This is a genomic window from Streptomyces sp. PA03-5A (assembly GCF_033792725.1).
Taxonomy (GTDB): domain Bacteria; phylum Actinomycetota; class Actinomycetes; order Streptomycetales; family Streptomycetaceae; genus Actinacidiphila.
Genome location: NZ_JARAVL010000039.1, coordinates 48,058 through 65,212 on the forward strand (window position 1 = coordinate 48,058; position 17,155 = coordinate 65,212).

At 73.6% G+C, this 17,155-nt stretch carries 17 protein-coding genes; 11 read left to right on the forward strand and 6 right to left on the reverse strand.

Features of this window, described 5'->3' with window-relative positions:
• The first annotated feature begins 9 nt into the window (after positions 1-9).
• On the forward strand, positions 10-1,143 hold the full coding sequence (locus tag PV410_RS35895) for a threonine aldolase family protein (RefSeq protein ID WP_500330200.1): 1,134 nt from the start codon (positions 10-12) through the stop codon (positions 1,141-1,143).
• A gap of 426 nt (positions 1,144-1,569) precedes the next feature.
• Here the strand turns inward: PV410_RS35895 and PV410_RS35900 are convergent, their stop codons facing one another.
• The 3 genes from PV410_RS35900 to cdgB form a co-directional block, all read right to left on the reverse strand.
• A complete protein-coding gene (locus PV410_RS35900) occupies positions 1,570-2,268 on the reverse strand; it encodes a response regulator (protein WP_499513213.1) in 699 nt (232 codons plus the stop codon).
• Between the two features lie 42 nt (positions 2,269-2,310).
• Complete coding sequence (locus tag PV410_RS35905) at positions 2,311-3,504, reverse strand: sensor histidine kinase (RefSeq protein WP_499513212.1); 1,194 nt, start codon at positions 3,502-3,504, stop codon at positions 2,311-2,313.
• Between the two features lie 134 nt (positions 3,505-3,638).
• The gene (gene cdgB, locus PV410_RS35910; protein ID WP_500330202.1) at positions 3,639-5,285 is read right to left on the reverse strand and encodes a diguanylate cyclase CdgB; all 1,647 of its coding nucleotides are present in this window, start codon (positions 5,283-5,285) and stop codon (positions 3,639-3,641) included.
• A gap of 436 nt (positions 5,286-5,721) precedes the next feature.
• On the opposite strand from cdgB, the gene PV410_RS35915 reads away from it, so the two are divergent.
• On the forward strand, positions 5,722-6,195 hold the full coding sequence (locus PV410_RS35915; protein WP_500330254.1) for a flavin reductase family protein: 474 nt from the start codon (positions 5,722-5,724) through the stop codon (positions 6,193-6,195).
• Between the two features lie 40 nt (positions 6,196-6,235).
• Here PV410_RS35915 and arfB read toward each other — a convergent pair whose 3' ends face one another.
• On the reverse strand, positions 6,236-6,679 hold the full coding sequence (gene arfB, locus PV410_RS35920) for an alternative ribosome rescue aminoacyl-tRNA hydrolase ArfB (RefSeq protein WP_500330255.1): 444 nt from the start codon (positions 6,677-6,679) through the stop codon (positions 6,236-6,238).
• Between the two features lie 159 nt (positions 6,680-6,838).
• Here arfB and PV410_RS35925 point away from each other — a divergent pair, with 159 nt between their 5' ends.
• The 6 genes from PV410_RS35925 (at position 6,839) to PV410_RS35950 (ending at position 11,384) form a co-directional block, all read left to right on the forward strand.
• Positions 6,839-7,414, forward strand: coding sequence for a TerD family protein (locus tag PV410_RS35925; protein ID WP_499513210.1), 576 nt, complete (start codon positions 6,839-6,841; stop codon positions 7,412-7,414).
• 70 nt (positions 7,415-7,484) lie between these two features.
• Positions 7,485-8,033, forward strand: a complete 549-nt coding sequence (locus PV410_RS35930) for a GNAT family N-acetyltransferase (RefSeq protein WP_500330203.1) — start codon at positions 7,485-7,487, stop codon at positions 8,031-8,033.
• Positions 8,030-8,524 (forward strand): hypothetical protein, encoded by a 495-nt coding sequence (locus PV410_RS35935; protein ID WP_500330204.1) that lies wholly within the window; start codon positions 8,030-8,032, stop codon positions 8,522-8,524. Before PV410_RS35930 ends, PV410_RS35935 begins: the two co-directional genes overlap by 4 nt.
• A gap of 55 nt (positions 8,525-8,579) precedes the next feature.
• The gene (locus PV410_RS35940) at positions 8,580-8,981 is read left to right on the forward strand and encodes an SHOCT domain-containing protein (protein ID WP_500330205.1); all 402 of its coding nucleotides are present in this window, start codon (positions 8,580-8,582) and stop codon (positions 8,979-8,981) included.
• An 81-nt stretch (positions 8,982-9,062) separates the two neighbouring features.
• Positions 9,063-10,037: a zinc-binding dehydrogenase gene (locus PV410_RS35945; protein ID WP_500330207.1), complete on the forward strand. Its 975-nt coding sequence runs from the start codon at positions 9,063-9,065 to the stop codon at positions 10,035-10,037.
• 132 nt (positions 10,038-10,169) lie between these two features.
• On the forward strand, positions 10,170-11,384 hold the full coding sequence (locus tag PV410_RS35950; protein ID WP_500330209.1) for a GDSL-type esterase/lipase family protein: 1,215 nt from the start codon (positions 10,170-10,172) through the stop codon (positions 11,382-11,384).
• Here PV410_RS35950 and PV410_RS35955 read toward each other — a convergent pair.
• Complete coding sequence (locus PV410_RS35955; protein ID WP_500330210.1) at positions 11,371-12,720, reverse strand: FAD-binding oxidoreductase; 1,350 nt, start codon at positions 12,718-12,720, stop codon at positions 11,371-11,373. The two genes, PV410_RS35950 and PV410_RS35955, sit on opposite strands and share 14 nt — an antisense overlap.
• A complete protein-coding gene (locus tag PV410_RS35960) occupies positions 12,717-13,604 on the reverse strand; it encodes an LLM class flavin-dependent oxidoreductase (protein WP_500330211.1) in 888 nt (295 codons plus the stop codon). Before PV410_RS35960 ends, PV410_RS35955 begins: the two co-directional genes overlap by 4 nt.
• Positions 13,605-13,668: 64 nt before the next feature.
• Here PV410_RS35960 and PV410_RS35965 point away from each other — a divergent pair, with 64 nt between their 5' ends.
• The 3 genes from PV410_RS35965 (at position 13,669) to PV410_RS35975 (ending at position 16,909) form a co-directional block, all read left to right on the forward strand.
• Complete coding sequence (locus PV410_RS35965; protein WP_500330212.1) at positions 13,669-14,037, forward strand: winged helix-turn-helix transcriptional regulator; 369 nt, start codon at positions 13,669-13,671, stop codon at positions 14,035-14,037.
• 82 nt (positions 14,038-14,119) lie between these two features.
• Positions 14,120-14,590, forward strand: a complete 471-nt coding sequence (locus PV410_RS35970; protein WP_500330214.1) for a hypothetical protein — start codon at positions 14,120-14,122, stop codon at positions 14,588-14,590.
• 246 nt (positions 14,591-14,836) lie between these two features.
• A complete protein-coding gene (locus PV410_RS35975) occupies positions 14,837-16,909 on the forward strand; it encodes a glycosyl hydrolase family 28-related protein (RefSeq protein ID WP_500330216.1) in 2,073 nt (690 codons plus the stop codon).
• Positions 16,910-17,155: the final 246 nt, after the last annotated feature.

Sequence of the window (17,155 nt, forward strand, 5' to 3'; positions counted from 1 at the left end):
GATCGGTCCATGACCTCTGCCGACGACGAGAAGGCGCGGCGTATCGCCGCCGTACGCTCCTGCGACCGCGTGCTGTCCTACGGGAAGCCCCCCACGATGCGCGAACGGCTGGCCGCACTGGCCGGACGGGACGGCCTGGACGGCCCCGTGGACACGTACGGCGACGGGATCGTCGACGAACTGGAGCACCGGGTGGCCGGGCTGCTCGGCACGGAGGAGGCCGTCTGGTTCCCCACCGGCACGATGGCCCAGCAGGTCGCCCTGCGCTGCTGGGCGGGACGCACCGGCAACCCGGTCGTCGCGCTGCACCCGCTGGCCCACCCCGAGGTGCACGAGCGCGGCGCGCTGTCCGCGCTGAGCGGGCTGCGGACCGTCCACCCCACCACGGCCCGCCGCATACCGGACGCGGACGAGGTGCGCGGCATGGACGAGCCCTTCGGCACGCTCATGCTGGAGCTGCCGCTCCGGGACGCCGGCTTCGTCCTCCCCACCTGGGACGAACTCACCGCCACCGTGGCCGCGGCACGCGAGCGCGACGCCGTCGTCCACCTCGACGGCGCCCGCCTGTGGGAGTGCCCGCCGCACTTCGGGCAGCCCCTGGAAGAGATCGCGGGGCTCGCCGACAGCGTGTACGTCTCCTTCTACAAGTCCCTCGGCGGCATCTCCGGCGCCGCCTTGGCCGGCCCCGCCGACCTCGCCGCCGAGGCGCGCACCTGGCGGCACCGCTACGGCGGGCTGGTCTTCCAGCAGTGGCCGGCGGTGCTGGCGGCGCTCGACGGGCTCGACCACGAACTGCCGCGCCTGCCGGAGTACGTGGCCCACGCGAAGGTCGTCGCGGCGGCCCTGCGGGACGCACTCGCGGCAGGGGCGGGCTGGGTCCGGGTGCACCCGGACGTACCGCACACGCACCAGTTCCAGGTGTGGCTGGCGGAGTCCGCGGACCTCCTCAACGAGGCCGCGGTGCGGCAGGCCGAGGAGACCAAGACGGCGCTCTTCGGCCGCTGGGCGGAGGCGGAAGTGCCGGGGGTCGCCATGACGGAGGTCACGGTGGGGGCGTCCGCGCTCGAGTGGGACCCCGCCGCCGTGGGCGACGCCGTCGCGGACTTCCTCCGTCTCGTGGACGTCGCTCGCGGCACCGCCTGACCGGCTGCGCCGGGCTGCCTGGTGGTTGTGCACGGCTCGGTATTTGTGTGCGGGCTGTCTGCGCCTGCGGCGGGCGTCCACCCGCCCTCCCGCCCTCCCCCCAGCCTTCGGCCGGGGGGACCCCCATGGGGGCACCCCGCCACACCCCCTCCCGTCGTATGGGCGCATGACGGCCGGACGAGGTGGGGGTTGTGGGAAGTCGTTCCGCAAGGCGGAACGGGTTGGCACACCCCCACCCACCGGCGTGCACACGCCGACGAGACCGTGGGCACCGGCAGGTGCGGCGCCGTTGTGGGGTTGCGCCAGCCCTCCCCCAGCTACCGCTGGGGGTGCCCCCAGCCTCCGGCGAGCGGCCGACCCGCAACCAGGTGACTGCGCCGGAAACGCCAACCGCAACCACAACGGCGCCGCACACGGAAACACGGGTCAGGCGGCGCCGCCGCTGCCGCTGCCGGCGCGGACGAGCCCCGTCTCGTACGCGAGGACGACCGCCTGCACCCGGTCCCGCAGATCCAGCTTCGTGAGGATGCGCCCGACGTGCGTCTTCACCGTCGCCTCGCTGAGCACCAGCTTCGCCGCGATCTCCCCGTTCGACAGCCCCTGGGCGACCAGCAGCAGCACCTCCCGCTCGCGGTCCGTCAGCCGGTCCACCTCCTTGTGCGTCGGCTGGCTCGTGCTCGGCAGCAGCGGCGTGAAGCGGTCGAGCAGGCGGCGCGTGGTGCTGGGGGCGACGACCGCGTCGCCGCTGTGAACGGCGCGGATCGCCGTGAGCAGCTCGTCCGGGGGCACGTCCTTGAGCATGAAGCCGCTCGCGCCGGCCTTGAGCGCGGAGAAGGCGTACTCGTCGAGGTCGAAGGTGGTCAGGATGAGCACGCGGGGCCCGCCGTCGTCGGGGGTGCGGTCGGGGGCGCCGCAGATCTGGCGGGTGGCCTCGACGCCGTCCAGGCGGGGCATGCGGACGTCCATGAGGACCACGTCCACCGGGGTGGTGCGCAGGGTCGCGACGGCTTCCGCGCCGTCCCCGGCCTCGGCGACGACCTCCATGTCGGGCTGGGCCTGCAGCACCATGCGGAAGCCGGTGCGCAGCAGCACCTGGTCGTCGACGAGCATCACGCGGATCGCCATGGGTCCGGTCCTCTTTCCCTCTTGTGTCGTCTTCGCTTCCCGCTAGCGGGAAGCCTTCACCGGGAGCACCGCGCTGATCCGGAAGCCTCCGCCGGGGCGCGGCCCGGCGTCCAGGGTGCCGCTGACCATGCCGACGCGTTCGCGCATGCCGATGAGGCCCTGGCCCTGGCCGTCCTCGCCGCCGCCTTCGTAGAGCTCCTGCTGGGCGCCGCGGCCGTCGTCCTCGATGAGGAGGCTGAGGTCGCCGTCGCCGAAGGTGAGCCGGACCTTGGCGCGCGCCTCGGGCCCGCCGTGCTTGCGGGTGTTGGTGAGCGCCTCCTGCACGATGCGGTACGCGGTGAGCTCGACGCCGCTGGCGAGCGGCCGGGACTCCCCCTCGACCTCGAAGGCGACCGGCAGGCCGGCGCCCCGGACCTGCTCTATGAGGTCGGTCAGCTGGTCGACGCCGGGCTGCGGCACGTACTCGCCGCCCCCGTCGTCGCCGGCGCGCAGCACCCCGAGCAGGCGGCGCATCTCGGTGAGCGCCTGGCGGCCGGTCGTGGAGATGGTCTCCAGGGCCTGCTTGGCCTGCTCCGGGGAGGCGTCCAGCACATAGGCCGCGCCGTCGGCCTGGACGACCATGACGGAGACGTTGTGGGCGACGACGTCGTGCAGTTCGCGCGCGATCCGGGCGCGTTCGGCGGCGACCGCGGCCTTGGACTGGGCCTCGCGTTCGCGCTGCAGGCGGGCGGCGCGTTCCTCCAGCTCGGCGTAGTAGGCGCGGCGGGTGCGGAGGCTGTCGCCGATCACCCAGGCGAGCAGGAAGGGGACGGCGAGGAAGACGGCGGAGACGGCGTCGGCCCATTGGCCTTCGGTCTCGTTGGGCCAGCGCAGCGTGGAGATGGTGGAGGCGACCAGGCCGCCGGCGAGGGCGAGCCGGGACGCCCAGCGGGCGCCGTTGGCCGCGACGGTGTAGATGATCACCAGCATGGCGAAGTCGCCGGGGTTGACCTGGACGTCCAGCAGCAGCTGGAGCGCCCCGACGAGGACGGCGAGCAGCAGCATCTTCTCCGGCATGCGGCGGCGCAGCGCGACCACGGCGGACAGCGCGAGCGCCAGCGGCACGGCGGCGACCCGGGAGTGCGCGTGCAGCTCGTCGGCGACGATCCACAGGGAGGAGAACCCGAGCAGGACGAGGGCCCAGAAGCCGTCGACCCAGGTCGGGTGCCTGCGGAGGAAATCGTAGAGACGCTGCACGTAACCCAGCGTAGGCATCCCGGATGCGTGCGGGAGTCAACCGGAGGAGCGATCCGGGGTACTCCCCAGGGTGGACGCGCGCCCTCCGCCGAGGATGAGGCCACCGGGCCGCCAGGGGTGCGTCCCCCGTGCGGTCAGCCCGCGGCGCGGCGGTGGCTGCGGGTGCCGTTGCGGGAGCGCTTCTCGATGTACATGCGCTGGTCCGCGGATTGCAGCACCTCGTCCGCGGTCATGCCGCAGCCGGCCCAGCCGATGCCGAAGCTCGCCCCGACCCGGACCGCGCGGCCCTCGAAGCGGATCGGCGGGATGATCGCGTTGCGCAGGCGGACGGCGAGGTCCTCGGCGTCCTCCCGGCCGAGGCCGTCGGCGAGGACGACGAACTCGTCGCCGCCCAGCCGGGCCACGGTGTCGCCGTCCCGTACCGCGCTGGTGAGGCGGCGGGCGACCTCGATGAGCACGGCGTCGCCGGTGTGGTGGCCGAAGCGGTCGTTGATCGACTTGAAGCCGTCCAGGTCGCAGAAGAGCACGGCCAGGCCCTTGCCGCCGTCCGCGTCGTCGGAGGGCGCGACGGTGTGGGTGTGGTGGTCGAAGCCGGACAGCCGGGCGGCGCTTTCGATCGGGTCGTAGTCGTAGGTGTAGGCGAACTCGTCGGTGCCCGCGTGGGCGGCGGTGTGTCCGTCGGCGTCCGGGGCCTGCGGACGGGCGCAGATCTTGCCGGACAGCCGGGCGCGCAGTTCGGCGCTGTTGGGCAGGCCGGTGAGCGAGTCGTGGCTGGCGCGGTGGGCGAGGGCGATCTCGCGGCCCTTGCGCTCCTCGATGTCCTCGACGTGGGTGAGCAGGAAGCGCGGCCCGTCGGCGGTGTCGGCGACGACGGAGTTGCGCAGGTTGACCCACACGTAACTGCCGTCGCGGCGCTGCAGCCGCAGTTCGGCGCGGCCGCCCTCGGCGCTGGTACGCAGCAGGACGCCGACGTCCTCGGGGTGGACGAGGTCGGAGAAGGAGTGGCGGCGCAGCACCGCGGCCGGACGGCCGAGCAGCCGGCACAGCGCGTCGTTGGTGCGGACCAGCTTGCCGTGCTGGTCTCCGCCCATCTCGGCGATGGCCATGCCGCTGGGCGCGTACTCGAAGGCCTGCCGGAAGCTCTCCTCGCTGGCCCGCAGCGCCTGCTGCTCGCGCTCCAGACGGACCAGGGCGCGTTGCATGTTTGCACGTAGACGCGCGTTGCTGATGGCGATGGCGGACTGGAAGGCGTACATCTGCAACGCCTCGCGGCCCCAGGGGCCGGGCCGGCGGCCGCCCACGGGACGGTCGACGGAGATGACGCCGATCAGTTCGCCCCCGCCGGCCGGGTTGGCGTACATGGGGGCGAGGAGGCGGTCCTCGGGGTGCCACTCGTCGGGGAAGCGGGGCGGCGGGCCGTCGCCGGGCCAGCTGGGGACGTCGTCGCCGTCCAGGACCCAGCCCTCGTGGTGGGGTATGAAGCGCAGGGTGCCCCAGCGCTCCCCCATGGTGAGCCGGCGCTCCCAGGAGGCGCGCGAGCCGACCCGGCCGGCCATCAGGGCCTCCGCGGCGGCGCTCCCTGCGACGGCGGCGACCACCAGGTCACCGTCCGGGCGGACGAGGTTGACCACGGCCAGTTCGAAGCCGAGGCCCTTGACGACGCCGTCGGCCACGGCCTGCAGGGTGTCGGCGAGGCTGCGCGCGCAGTTGAGGTCGGCCACGACCTGGTGCACCTGGCGCAGGGTCGCGAGACGGACATACGGCTCCGACTCGGTGTCCATGCGCTCTCCCCGGGCCCTCGACGACAACTCCTGAGACTGCTTGTGGTCCGTTGTGGTCCAATTCCCACCGCAACTGAATCACAGCGAGCAGTTCGACCGGTACACAGGGTCAACAATTCATGCCCCTTGTGACTCAAGTCACATCCGATTGTCGTGTTCCGATCACGCAGCGTAGAGCAGGCCGGTGTTCCGCCTTCACCCATTGAACACAATCGAGCAGGTGAGCGGGGGTCGTACGACCGGAAGCGGGCGTGGCCGGGAGGTCCTAGGACCTGGCTCGATCCGAAGTCCGATGCGGGTGGTGCGGCAGTCCGGCTAGCGTCGGGGCGTGTCACAGTCAATCACCTCCGCGCCCCGCATCCCGCATCCTGGGACCGTGCCCGACGGTTCCGAGCCACCCCTGACGGGCGTGGACAGCGATGCCTTCCGCGCCGCCATGAGCCGCCTCGCCGCGGGGGTGGTCCTGGTGACCGCCCACGACCCCGAGGACGGCCCGCGGGGCGAGGACGTCGGCATGACCGCGACCGCCTTCGTCTCGGTCTCCCTGGAGCCGCCCATGGTGCTCGTGAGCCTGCGCGAGGGGTCCCGCATGGACGAACTGCTGGAGCGCCGGCGGCGCTGGGCGGTGTCCGTGCTGAGCGAGAGCCAGCGGCACATCGCCGGCCGCTTCGCCATGCGCGGCCGCATCAGCGACCGGCTGCTCTTCGAGGACGTCGCCTACTACCGCGGCGAGGTCTCGGGGGCTCCGATACTCGGCGGCGGCCTGGCCGTGCTGGAGTGCGAGACCGAGCAGCGCGTCCCGGCGGGTGACCACACCCTGGTGATCGCCCGCGTGCTGACCGCGCGCACCCCCAGCGCCGACGGCGCGCCCCTGATGTACTTCAAGGGCCGCTACCGGCACCTCGGCTGAGGGGCCCGGCCGGGCCGGGCACGGAGGACGCCGCCAGGGCTCAGGACCAGCCCCGCGGGTCCCGGCCGCGCTTGGTGTCGCCGCGGCGCTTCTTCTCCCGCAGCCGCCGCTCGTTGATGCCGCGCGGGATCTTCGTGGGCCTGCGCACCTTCGGCGGCGGCGCCGTCGCCTCGGCGAGCAGCGCCGCCAGGCGCGTCATCGCCGCCTCCCGGTTGCGCCACTGCGAGCGGTGCTCGGAGGCCCGTACGACCAGGACGCCGCCCACCAGGCGGGAGGCGAGCCGCTCCAGGGCACGCTTCTTCCACACCGGGGGCAGCGACTCGGAATTGGCGAGATCGAATCGCAGCTCGACCTGGCTGTCGGAGGTGTTCACGTGCTGGCCGCCCGGTCCGGACGACCGGGAGAAACGCCACATCAGCTCGGCCTCCGGAAGGGAGACCGAGCCGCGGACGACGAGAGGGGGCGGCCCGGACATGTCCCCCATGATCCCGCCGACGGCCGCCGGAGTCACAGGATTTTCCGGGACATGGCCCGGGAGGCGTTTTTCGCCGTAAAGGAACCATGCCGGCCTCTCACGACGTTCCCCCCTGTGAAGGTAGCGTCGTCGTCGGCACGAATGACCGACATCACGGAGGGGACTCCCATGGCTGTAAGCCTGTCGAAGGGCGGCAACGTCTCGCTCACCAAGGAAGCACCGGGCCTGGCGGCCATCACGGTGGGCCTTGGCTGGGACGTGCGCACCACCACCGGCACCGACTTCGACCTCGACGCGAGCGCCATCGCGCTCAACCCGAGCGGCAAGGTCTACGCGGACGCCTACTTCGTCTTCTTCAACAACAAGCAGACGCCGGACCAGAGCATCGTCCACACCGGCGACAACCGCACCGGCGAGGGCGCGGGCGACGACGAGGCGATCAACGTCAACCTGGCGGGGCTGCCCGCCGACATCGAGCGCATCGTCTTCCCCGTCTCGATCTACGACGCCGAGACCCGCAGCCAGAACTTCGGCCAGGTCCGCAACGCCTACATCCGCATCGTCAACCAGGCCGGCGGCGCCGAGATCGCCCGCTACGACCTCAGCGAGGACGCCGCCACCGAGACCGCCATGGTCTTCGGCGAGCTCTACCGCAACGGTGCCGAGTGGAAGTTCCGCGCGGTCGGCCAGGGCTACGCCTCCGGCCTCGCCGGCATCGCCACCGACTTCGGCGTCGGCCTCTGACACCCGTCGGGTCCCACGAGCCTCACTTAATGCGGCGCCCGGTGCCCCGCACGCGACTAGCGTGCGGGGCATGCTGGTCCTCGAACCCCTCGTACCGGTGGACGGCTCCCTCCCGCCCGGCGTCCTCGCCGGGCTGACGGAGCTGTACGCCTCCAACCCCGCCTTCCACCGCGCCACCGGTGACTTCCCCGACCCCGGGTCCGTCACGGCGGAACAGGTCGCGAGCAGTGTCAACGCCGAACTGACCCACCCCGCCACGGAAGTGCTGCTCGCCCACGACGCCGCCGACGGGAGCCTGGCAGGCCTCGCCGTCACCCTTGCCGAACACCCGGATCCTCTCGACCCCTACCCCTGGATCGGCCTGCTGATGGTGCACGGCGGCCGGCACCGCTCGGGCCTGGGACGCGAACTCGCCGGGCTGGTCGAGGAACGGCTGCGCGCGCGAGGACGGGACGGCGTGCGCCTGGCGGTGCTCGACGGCAACCCCGGCGCGCTGGCGTTCTGGCGGACGCTCGGCTACCGGGTGATCGACCACCGCGAGGACCGGCAGATGGGCCGCCCCTGCTCCGTCCTCCACAAGGACCTGCCGCCGGGGCCGCCGCGTACCATCGGCGGGTGATCGACCTCGGCTACTCGCTCTCCCGCCGCTTCCCCGACCCCCCGCAGACCGACTACCGCACCGCCGACGTACGGGCGCTACGCCACGACCTGTTCTGCGGGGACGTCTACCTGGCGGACGTGACGGCCGACCGCGAACTGTCCACAGCCTGGGGATGGGTGCCGGTCCTCGACTTCGCGTGGGCGCTGTGCGACATCGTCGAGCAGCTGGACCGCGACCCGCTCGGCAGCCGCGCGGCGCGCCCCCAGTACGCCGAGCTGGACTTCACCGAGTCCACCGACCGGCTCCGCTTCCAACGCCGCTTCGGCTTCGTCGACGTCGGCGCCGACTGGGCGCCGGACGACCGGCCGCTCTCCTTCCCCCACGCCGAGCTGCGCAGCGAGGCCCGCGACTTCCTGCACGACCTGGTCGCCGACCTGACGGACATGCACGACGGTCTGGACGCCAACCCCGTGATCTGGGACCTGACGGCGCGTTTCCCCCGCCTGTAGCCCGAACGGCGCAATCCCGGATGCGGGACCCGTTCGGCCGCCGTCCACTTGGGGCATGGACGACTACCCTCTGCTGAACCTCTTCTGGACGATGCTCCTGATCTTCTGCTGGGTGCTGTGGTTCTTCCTGCTCTTCAGGATCATCGGTGACCTCTTCCGCGACCACACGGTCGGCGGCTGGGCCAAGGCCGGCTGGATCATCCTGCTGATCTTCCTGCCCTTCATCGGCGTGCTGATCTACGTCATCGCCCGGGGCAAGGGCATGGCCGAGCGGGACCAGAAGCAGGCGAAGGAAATGGACGCGGCCTTCAAGCAGTACGTGCGGCAGGCCGCCGCGGGCGAGGGCGGAACGGCGGGCGGCAACGTCGACCAGCTGTCCAAGCTCGCCGAGCTCAAGAGCCAGGGCCACATCACCGACGAGGAGTACACCAAGGCGAAGGCGAAGCTCCTCGCTTGACCTCAACCGCGGTTGAGGTCGGACAGTGGGCGGTGCGGATCATCCGACCGCCCACTGTCGTCGTGTCCAGGGGGAAGCACCGTGCACGCCATCCGTCTCCACGCGTTCGGCCCGGCCGGGAACCTGAGCTACGAGAGGACCGCGGACCCGGAGCCCGGCCCGGGCCAGGTGCGCATCGCCGTCGCCGCCGCCGGCGTCCACGTGATCGACACCGCCATCCGCTCCGGCGACCCCAAGGGCCCCTACCCGCTGCCCGAGCTGCCCACGGTCCCGGGCCGCGAGGTGGCCGGCACCGTGGAGGCCGCCGGGGAGGGTGTCGGCCCCGAGTGGCTCGGCCGGCGTGTCGTGGCCCATCTGGGCATGGCGCCGGGCGGCTACGCCGAACTCGCCGTCACCGCCGTCGGGAAGCTCCACGTGCTGCCGGACGGCAAGGACGCCGCCGAGGCCGTCGCCATGATCGGCACCGGCCGCACGGCCCTGGGCATCCTGCGCCAGACACCGCTCGGCCCCGCCGACACGGTCCTGGTCACCGCGGCGGCGGGCGGGCTGGGCAGCCTGCTGGTACAGGCCGCGCGCACCGCGGGCGCCGCCGTCGTCGGGCTCGCGGGCGGGCCGGCCAAGACCACGCGCGTCCTGGAGCTGGGCGCGGACGCCGCCGTCGACTACTCCGCCGAGGGCTGGACCGACGCGGCCCGGGCGGCCCTCGGCGGGCGGCCGGGCACGGTCGTGCTCGACGCGGTCGGCGGCGACCTCGGCCGTGGGGCGGTGGACCTGCTGGGCCCGGGCGGACGGCACGTGGTCTACGGCTGGGCGTCCGGCGGCCCGCTGGAGTTCGCACCCGGCGAACTGGCCGCGCGCGGCATCACCTCCCAGGTCGTCCTCGGTCCTGCGATGCTGCGGTTCGGCCTGCGGACGCTGGAGGAGGAGGCCCTCGCCGAATGGGCGGCCGGGCGGCTCACCCCCGCCGTGCAGCGCTTCCCGCTCGCCGAGGCCGCCGCGGCGCACACGGCCCTGGAAGGCCGCGGCACGATGGGCAAGGTCGTCCTGGTCCCGTAGGGGCCGCCGGGGACTGGGATCCGCTCGCGCCACCCCTGGACGTCCCGCGCCCATCGGCACGGGCGCGGCACCGGATGCCGGATCCGATGGCGCGGCCGTGTGCCGACGCCCGGTCCCGGGCAGGGAGAAAACGTGACAACAGCGACGCACGCCCTGCACGCGGTCCCGCTGACCGGGGGCCCGGTGGAGATCCGCGGCGCGCTCGACCTGGAACGGACGAGGGCCGGGCTGCTGCCGCGGCGTCTCCCGGCGTGGACGCGGGCGCAGTACCCGGACGTCCTGATGGACGAGATGACCGCCCTGCCCTCCGGCGTACGGCTGGCGTTCCGGACCGCCGCCCGGGTGGTCGAGCTGGAACTGCTGACCTCGGTCTGGCAGCTGGCGGGGACCTCGGAGCCGCTGCCCGCCGGGGTCGTCGACCTGGTCGTCGACGGCAGGCGCACCGGCAGCGCCCCCGCGCCGCCCGGGGACGTCCTCCACAAGCCGGACCTGTTCGCCGAGTCCTCCCGGCGCGAGCCGGGGGCGCCGGGGCGGGTCCGGTTCCACGACCTGCCCCGGGGCGAGAAGGACGTCGAGCTGTGGCTGCCGCAGCAGACCCGCACCGAGCTGGTCGGGCTGTGGGCGGACGCCGAGGTGCTGCCGCCGCGCCCGAGCGGCCGGCGGCGCTGGGTCCACCACGGCAGCTCCATCAGCCACTGCGCCGCGGCGGAGTCCCCGACCGCCACCTGGCCTGCGCTCGCCGCGGCCCTGGCCGGGGCCGAGCTGCTCAACCTGGGGCTCGGCGGCAACGCGATGCTCGACCCGTACGTCGCCCGGACCATCCGGGACCTGCCGGCCGACCTGATCAGCCTCAAGCTGGGCATCAACATCGTGAACCGGGACGCTTTCCGGCTGCGCTCCTTCGGCCCGGCGGTGCACGGCTTCCTCGACACCGTCCGCGACGGGCACCCGGACACCCCGCTGCTGGTCGTGTCGCCCATCAGCTGCCCGGTCGTGGAGACCACCCCCGGCCCGACCGCGCCCGACCTGTCGGCCCCCGTCCCGCGGGTGGTGGCCATGGGTTCTGCCGCGGACGTCCCCGGCGGCGCGCTCACGCTCACCGTCATCCGCGCGGAGCTGGCCCGGATCGTGGCCGCCCGGGCCGCCTCCGGCGACCGCAACCTGCACTACCTGGACGGCCGCCGGCTCTTCGGGCCCGGCGACGTCGCCGACCTGCCCGACGACCTGCACCCCAACGCCGCGGGCTACCGGCGGATGGGCCGGCGCTTCGCGGCGCTGGCCTTCGGGCCGGGCGGGCCGTTCGCGGAGCGCCGCCGGTCCGGCCCGGGCCCGGTCAGCCGGGGGTGAGCGGGCGCAGGACGCCGTCCGGGTCGTGGCGCCGCCACAGCTCGCGCACCCGCGCGCCGGTGGCGCCCGGGTAGGCCCGGTCGAAGACGCCGGGGCCGGTGCCGCTCTCGAAGTTCACGTAACTGCCGCTGCCGAGCTCACGGACCGGCGTCCACAGGCGGTGCAGGTCGTCCGGCCCGTGCGGCGGGAAGAGGTTCCCCTGCGCCAGGACCTGCTGGGTGCGGTGGGCGTAGGCGGTGGCGTCGGCCGGGACGTCGTTGATCGCGCCCCCGAGCGAGCGCAGCTGGACGAAGGCCGGCCGGCGCCGGTCGCCCGCGGTCGCCATGACGGCGCGTGCGGCGTCCCGGGTCATCGCGGGCAGCAGCGAGTTGGTGCTCACCACGGGCTGCTGACCGGTGTTGGCGTGCTGGTGGGCGGTGGAGACCAGCGCGGTGTACGGGGCCAGCTGGGCGGTCGCCTGGAGCGGGCGGTACCGCCCCGCCACCAGGGGGCCGAGTGCCTCACGGACGCGGTCGGGGCCGTCGTCGGCCACGGCGACGGTGACGGAGAGCGCCAGGGCCGGACCGTTGGACAGGAGGTGGGCGGCGGAGGTGAGCGCGCGCGGCGCGGCGGCCATCGCGGCCGCCCACTGCGCGAGGGCGCCGCCCGCGCGGTCGGCCTCGAAGACCAGCTGGGCCACGCCGATGTCCCCCAGGTCCATCGCCTCGATCTCGAAGGCGGTCACGATCCCCACGCCCGCGCCCGCTCCCCGCACCGCCCAGAACAGGTCCGGGTGGTGGGTGGCGTCGGCGCGCAGCGCGGTCCCGTCGGCCAGGACGAGCTCGACGGCGCGGACCCGGTCGACGGTCAGCCCGTACGTACGGGCGAGCCAGCCGATGCCGCCCGCGGTGGCCAGGCCACCGGCCGCCACGTTGCCGTGGTCGCCCGAGCTGACGGCCAGCCCGTGCGCCGCGAGCGTGGACGCCACCCGGCCCCAGCGGGCGCCCGCACCGACCCGCACCAGGCGGGCCGCCCGGTCCAGGACCCGGACCTCGTCGAGCCCGGAGAGGTCGATGACGAGCCCGCCGTCGTTGGACGACCGGCCGGACAGCCCGTGGCCGCCGGAGCGCACGGCGACGGGCAGTCCCTGCGCACGGGCCGCGGCAAGGGCGGCGGCGATGTCGCCGGGCCCGCGGACGAGGACCACGGCCGCGGGGCGGGCGACGGTGGTGTAAGTGGAGCGCAGCAGCGGGTAGCGGGGGTCGCCGGGGAGCACGGTCCGCTCCGCCAGGGCGGCGGGCACCGCGAAGGCGGTGGCCGGGTCGGTGCCGGTGCCGGGGCCGGGGCCGGGCGTCACCGGGCCACCCGCTCGCGGACGGCCGGCACGACCTCGCCGGCGAAGACCTCCAGTTGCTGCCGGTGCGCTGTGACGGGCCAGAAGACGAAGGTGTCGAAGCGCAGCACGGTCGCCCACTCGGCGAGGGTGTCGGCCCACCGGCCGACGTCCCCGTTGAGGCCGGGGGCACCGGAGCCGCCGATGACACCGATCACGTTGTAGATGCGGCGGACGTGCGCGGGATCGCGTCCGGCGGCGCGGGCCGCCTCGTCGACGGCGTGCTGGCGCTCGGGCACCTCCTGCGGCGGCACGTAGATGTTCAGCGGCGAGATCCAGCCGTCCGCCGCCCGGCCCGCGACCGCCAGCATCCGCGGCCGCTGCCCGCCGAGCCACAGCTCGACCCGGCGCGGCGGCACCGGGCCGGCCTGGTAGCCGGGCACCGTCAGCACGTCGCCGCGGTGCCGCACGGGCCCGCCGTCCAGCGCGGTCCGCATGATCCGCAGCGACTCCTCCGTGTACGCCACGACCTCGCGGGGCGGCATCGGCGCCGCCCCCATCGAGCCGATCGCCTCCGGTATGCCGCCGCCGCCCACGCCGAGCTGGAAGCGGCCGCCGGACGCCGCGGACAGGCTCGCGGCGGTCTTGGCCAGCATGACCGGGGGCCGCAGCCGCAGGTCCGCGACGTCGGTGAAGACGGAGATGCGCGAGGTGCGGGCCGCGACCAGGGCGGACAGCGTGAGCGCGTCGAGGTGCCCGGGCTGGTACGGGTGGTCCTGCAGGGCGAGCAGGTCCAGCCCCGCGGCGTCCGCGGCGGCGGCCAGCTCCAGCGTCTCCGGCAGACGGCCGGCGTCCGGGTCGAGGCTCAGCCCGAAGCGGAGCCGCTGTGCACGGTCGATGGTGTCCATGGCTTCAGCGTCGGGGGGCCGGGACCTTCGGCAAAGGCGAGGGTTAGCCGCTAATCTTGGGTAAGTGACTTCCCGCGAGACCACCGAGCCCGACATCGACGCCGAGGCCTGCACCGCCTTCCAGGCCGTCCTCGAACAGGTCGGCCGCCGCTGGACCGGCGCCGTCCTGCTGGCCGCCGCCCGCGGCGCCCGGCGCTTCACCGACTACCGCCGCATGGTGCCGGGCATCTCCGACCGGCTGCTCTCACAACGCCTCAAGGAGATGGAGCACCTCGGCCTCATCGACCGCGAGGTCATCCCGAGCACCCCCGTGCAGATCCTCTACCACCCCTCCGACCGGGGCACCGAGCTCCTCGCCGCCCTCGAACCCCTCATCGCCTACGGGCTGCGCCACGCGCCCGGACCGCCCCCCGCGGCCGCCCCGGCGGACTGACCTCCCCGCCGGGGTGGACAGCGGCGCCGCGCTCGGCCAGGCTGCGTCGGCGATCATGCGCCGACAAGGGGTGGGGAGTTCGATGGAGCGCGTCCGTTTCCGGCTGACCTGGTACCAGAGGGTGATGCCGCTGGTGCCCGCCGCCGTCCTCGTCACGGCCCTGGCGATCGCCGAACCGCTGCTCTTCCCCGACTCGTCCGGCGCCGGGTTCGCGTTCCCGGCGGGCGTGTGGCTCGCGCTGCCGGCGGGTCTGCTCGGTTCCGCGCGGTTCGGTGTCACGCTCACCCCGTCGGCCGCGGTGGTGCACAACCTGCGGCGCAGGACGGTCCGTTGGGCGGACGTCCAGGGCATCTGGGTCGAGTCGAACATGGGCGTACGGCGGGTGGTGATCCGCGAGGCGGACGGCCGCCTCACCCGCCTGCGGGCGCCCGTCACCGGCTTCATGAGCCAGGACGCCGCCTTCGAGGAGAAGTTCCGGACCATCGGCGAGTGGTGGCTGCACCACCGCGGACCGGAGTGGGTCCCCCTGTCCCGGCCCTGGCCGGGCGGGTAAGCCGCCCCCACCAACCCCTGGCACCGCTCGGCCCGGGGGGCGCTCCACGTCGTCCGCTTCCGCAACGAGTAGCGCAAGCAGCGCAAAAAACAAACAGACAGACGCACTTGACCATCATCAGGCCGAAAACATCACGCATGAGCCTTGTGGAGCGGCCTGACGGGTCCTTACTGTCGCCTCACCTCACGACGTCCGCTCCGCCTCGAACGTCCCGGGCGGTCGCGCCTTACGAGAGAAGAGCTGGGGATGACACGGAGCAGCAGGAGTGCCTGGCGAAGAGCCGTGGCGGTGGTCGCGGTGGCGGCCGGCCTCGGCGTCGGCATCGGCCCGGTCGGTGCCGCGGCCCAGGCCGGTACCGCGAAGGCGAAGGACGCGGCCCGGCCGGTCGTGACGCGGGCGGCACTGGACCCGGCGCTGGTCAAGGGCCGTGGCGCGGACCTCGGGTTCGTGGAGCAGGAGGCCGAGAACGCCGTCACGGACGGCGAGGTCATCGGCCCGGACCGGACCGCCTACACGCTCCCCGCGGAGGCGTCCGGGCGCAAGGCGGTGACCCTGCGGCGCGGCCAGTACGTGGAGTTCACGCTGCCGAGCGCCGCCAACGCGATCACCGTGCGGTACAGCGTCCCGGACGCGCCCGGCGGGGGCGGCATCACCGCGCCGCTCGACGTGACGGTCAATGGCCACGCCCGCACGACGATGACCCTGACCTCGCAGTACGCCTGGCTCTACAACCAGTACCCGTTCTCCAACGACCCGCAGGCCGGGCTGCTCCACGACGACTGGTGGATCACCGAGTGCGGCTGCGTGCCGAACGCGACCACCCCGGCGCCGGTGATCTCCAAGCCCTTCCGGCCGAACCACTTCTACGACGAGCAACGCCTCCTGCTGGGCCGGACGTACAAGGCGGGCGACAGGATCCGGCTCACCGTCCCGGCGCGCTCCGGGGCCGTCCCGACGACCGTCGACCTCCTCGACTCCCACCTGGTCGCCCCGCCCCGCGTCTCGCTCCTCGCGGCGAACGTCCTCGCCTTCGGCGCCGACCCGACCGGCCGCCGGGACTCCGCCAAGGCCCTGGACGAGGCGATCGCCTTCGCCCGCCGCGCGCACCTGAAGGTCTACGTCCCGCCGGGCACCTACCAGGTCAACCGGCACATCGTCGTGGACGACGTGACGATCGAGGGCGCCGGCAGCTGGTACACGATCATCAAGGGCAAGGAGGTCGCGCTCGGCTCTCCGGCGCCAGGGGGGTCCCCCCGGCCGGAGGCTGGGGGAGGCTCCGTGCACACCGGCGTCGGCTTCTACGGCAAGGACGCGGCGGACGGCGGCAGCCGCGACGTCCACCTGTCGGGCTTCGCGATCGAGGGCGACGTCCGCGAACGCATCGACACCGACCAGGTGAACGGCGTCGGCGGGGCGATGAGCGACTCCACCATCGAGGGCCTGTACATCCACCACACCAAGGTGGGCATGTGGTTCGACGGCCCGATGTCGAACCTGCGGATCACCGGCAACGTGATCACCGACCAGATCGCCGACGGCCTCAACTTCCACACCGGCGTGACGGATTCGATCGTCCGCAACAACTTCGTCCGCAACTCCGGCGACGACGGGCTGGCGATGTGGTCGGAGAAGACCGGCAACGCCCGCAACACCTTCGACCACAACACCGTGCAGACGCCCGTGCTCGCCAACGGCATCGCGATCTACGGCGGCACCGACACCACGGTCTCCGGCAACCTGATCGCCGACCCCATCCGCGAGGGCAGCGCCCTCCAGGTGGGCTCCCGCTTCGGCGCCCAGCCGTTCACCGGGCACCTGTGGATCACCGGCAACACCACGGTGCGGGCCGGCACGTACGAGCTGAACTGGAACATCGGCCTCGGCGCGATCTGGTTCTACGCCCTGGAGCGGAACATCGACGCCGACATCCGCGTGACCGGCGACCACTTCCTCGACAGCACCTACAACGCGATCATGCTGGTCGCCGACTGGCCGGTGAAGGACACCTACTCGATCACGAACGTGCACTTCAAGGACATCCGGGTGGACGGCACCGGCACCTCGGTCGTCAGCGCCAGGGTCGCCGGCTCGGCGTCCTTCGAGAACGTCGACGCCCGCAACGTCGGCGCGGTCGGCGTCAACAACTGCGGCTCCTTCAACTTCCCCGCCACCGGCTCCGAGTTCTCCCTGACCGACCTCGGCGGCAACGACGGCGGCGGCACCACGGGCCCCTGGCTGGGCGCGTGGGAGCTGCCCAACACCATCACCTGCGACGACCGTCCCCCGGTCGTCGCGCCCCCGGGCCCCGCCCCCTGGTGACGGGCGCCCGCACCTGACCCGAGGGACCCACGCAACGCCCCGGCCGAGCATCGGCCGGGGCGTTCCGCACGTCCGCGCAGGCACGGCAGCGGCGCGGTGCGGCCGGCGGAACCCCTTCAGCGGCGACGACTTGACCGAATCCATAACCCCGCACCCCCTGCGGGTCACCCGCCGATCCACACCCGGAAACCTGGGCGTCGCCGAACGGGTGTCGGGTGGACGGGGGCCGGCGACCAGCCGGCACAT

What these genes read in the sequence shown, in the direction of transcription:
- PV410_RS35895 (WP_500330200.1), top strand. Translation starts at nt 10, where the DNA reads ATGACCTCTGCCGACGACGAGAAGGCGCGGCGTATCGCCGCCGTACGC.
- PV410_RS35900 (WP_499513213.1), bottom strand. Translation starts at nt 2,268, where the DNA reads ATGGCGATCCGCGTGATGCTCGTCGACGACCAGGTGCTGCTGCGCACC.
- cdgB (WP_500330202.1), bottom strand. Translation starts at nt 5,285, where the DNA reads ATGGACACCGAGTCGGAGCCGTATGTCCGTCTCGCGACCCTGCGCCAG.
- PV410_RS35915 (WP_500330254.1), top strand. Translation starts at nt 5,722, where the DNA reads ATGAGCCGCCTCGCCGCGGGGGTGGTCCTGGTGACCGCCCACGACCCC.
- arfB (WP_500330255.1), bottom strand. Translation starts at nt 6,679, where the DNA reads ATGGGGGACATGTCCGGGCCGCCCCCTCTCGTCGTCCGCGGCTCGGTC.
- PV410_RS35925 (WP_499513210.1), top strand. Translation starts at nt 6,839, where the DNA reads ATGGCTGTAAGCCTGTCGAAGGGCGGCAACGTCTCGCTCACCAAGGAA.
- PV410_RS35930 (WP_500330203.1), top strand. Translation starts at nt 7,485, where the DNA reads ATGCTGGTCCTCGAACCCCTCGTACCGGTGGACGGCTCCCTCCCGCCC.
- PV410_RS35940 (WP_500330205.1), top strand. Translation starts at nt 8,580, where the DNA reads ATGGACGACTACCCTCTGCTGAACCTCTTCTGGACGATGCTCCTGATC.
- PV410_RS35960 (WP_500330211.1), bottom strand. Translation starts at nt 13,604, where the DNA reads ATGGACACCATCGACCGTGCACAGCGGCTCCGCTTCGGGCTGAGCCTC.
- PV410_RS35970 (WP_500330214.1), top strand. Translation starts at nt 14,120, where the DNA reads ATGGAGCGCGTCCGTTTCCGGCTGACCTGGTACCAGAGGGTGATGCCG.
- PV410_RS35975 (WP_500330216.1), top strand. Translation starts at nt 14,837, where the DNA reads ATGACACGGAGCAGCAGGAGTGCCTGGCGAAGAGCCGTGGCGGTGGTC.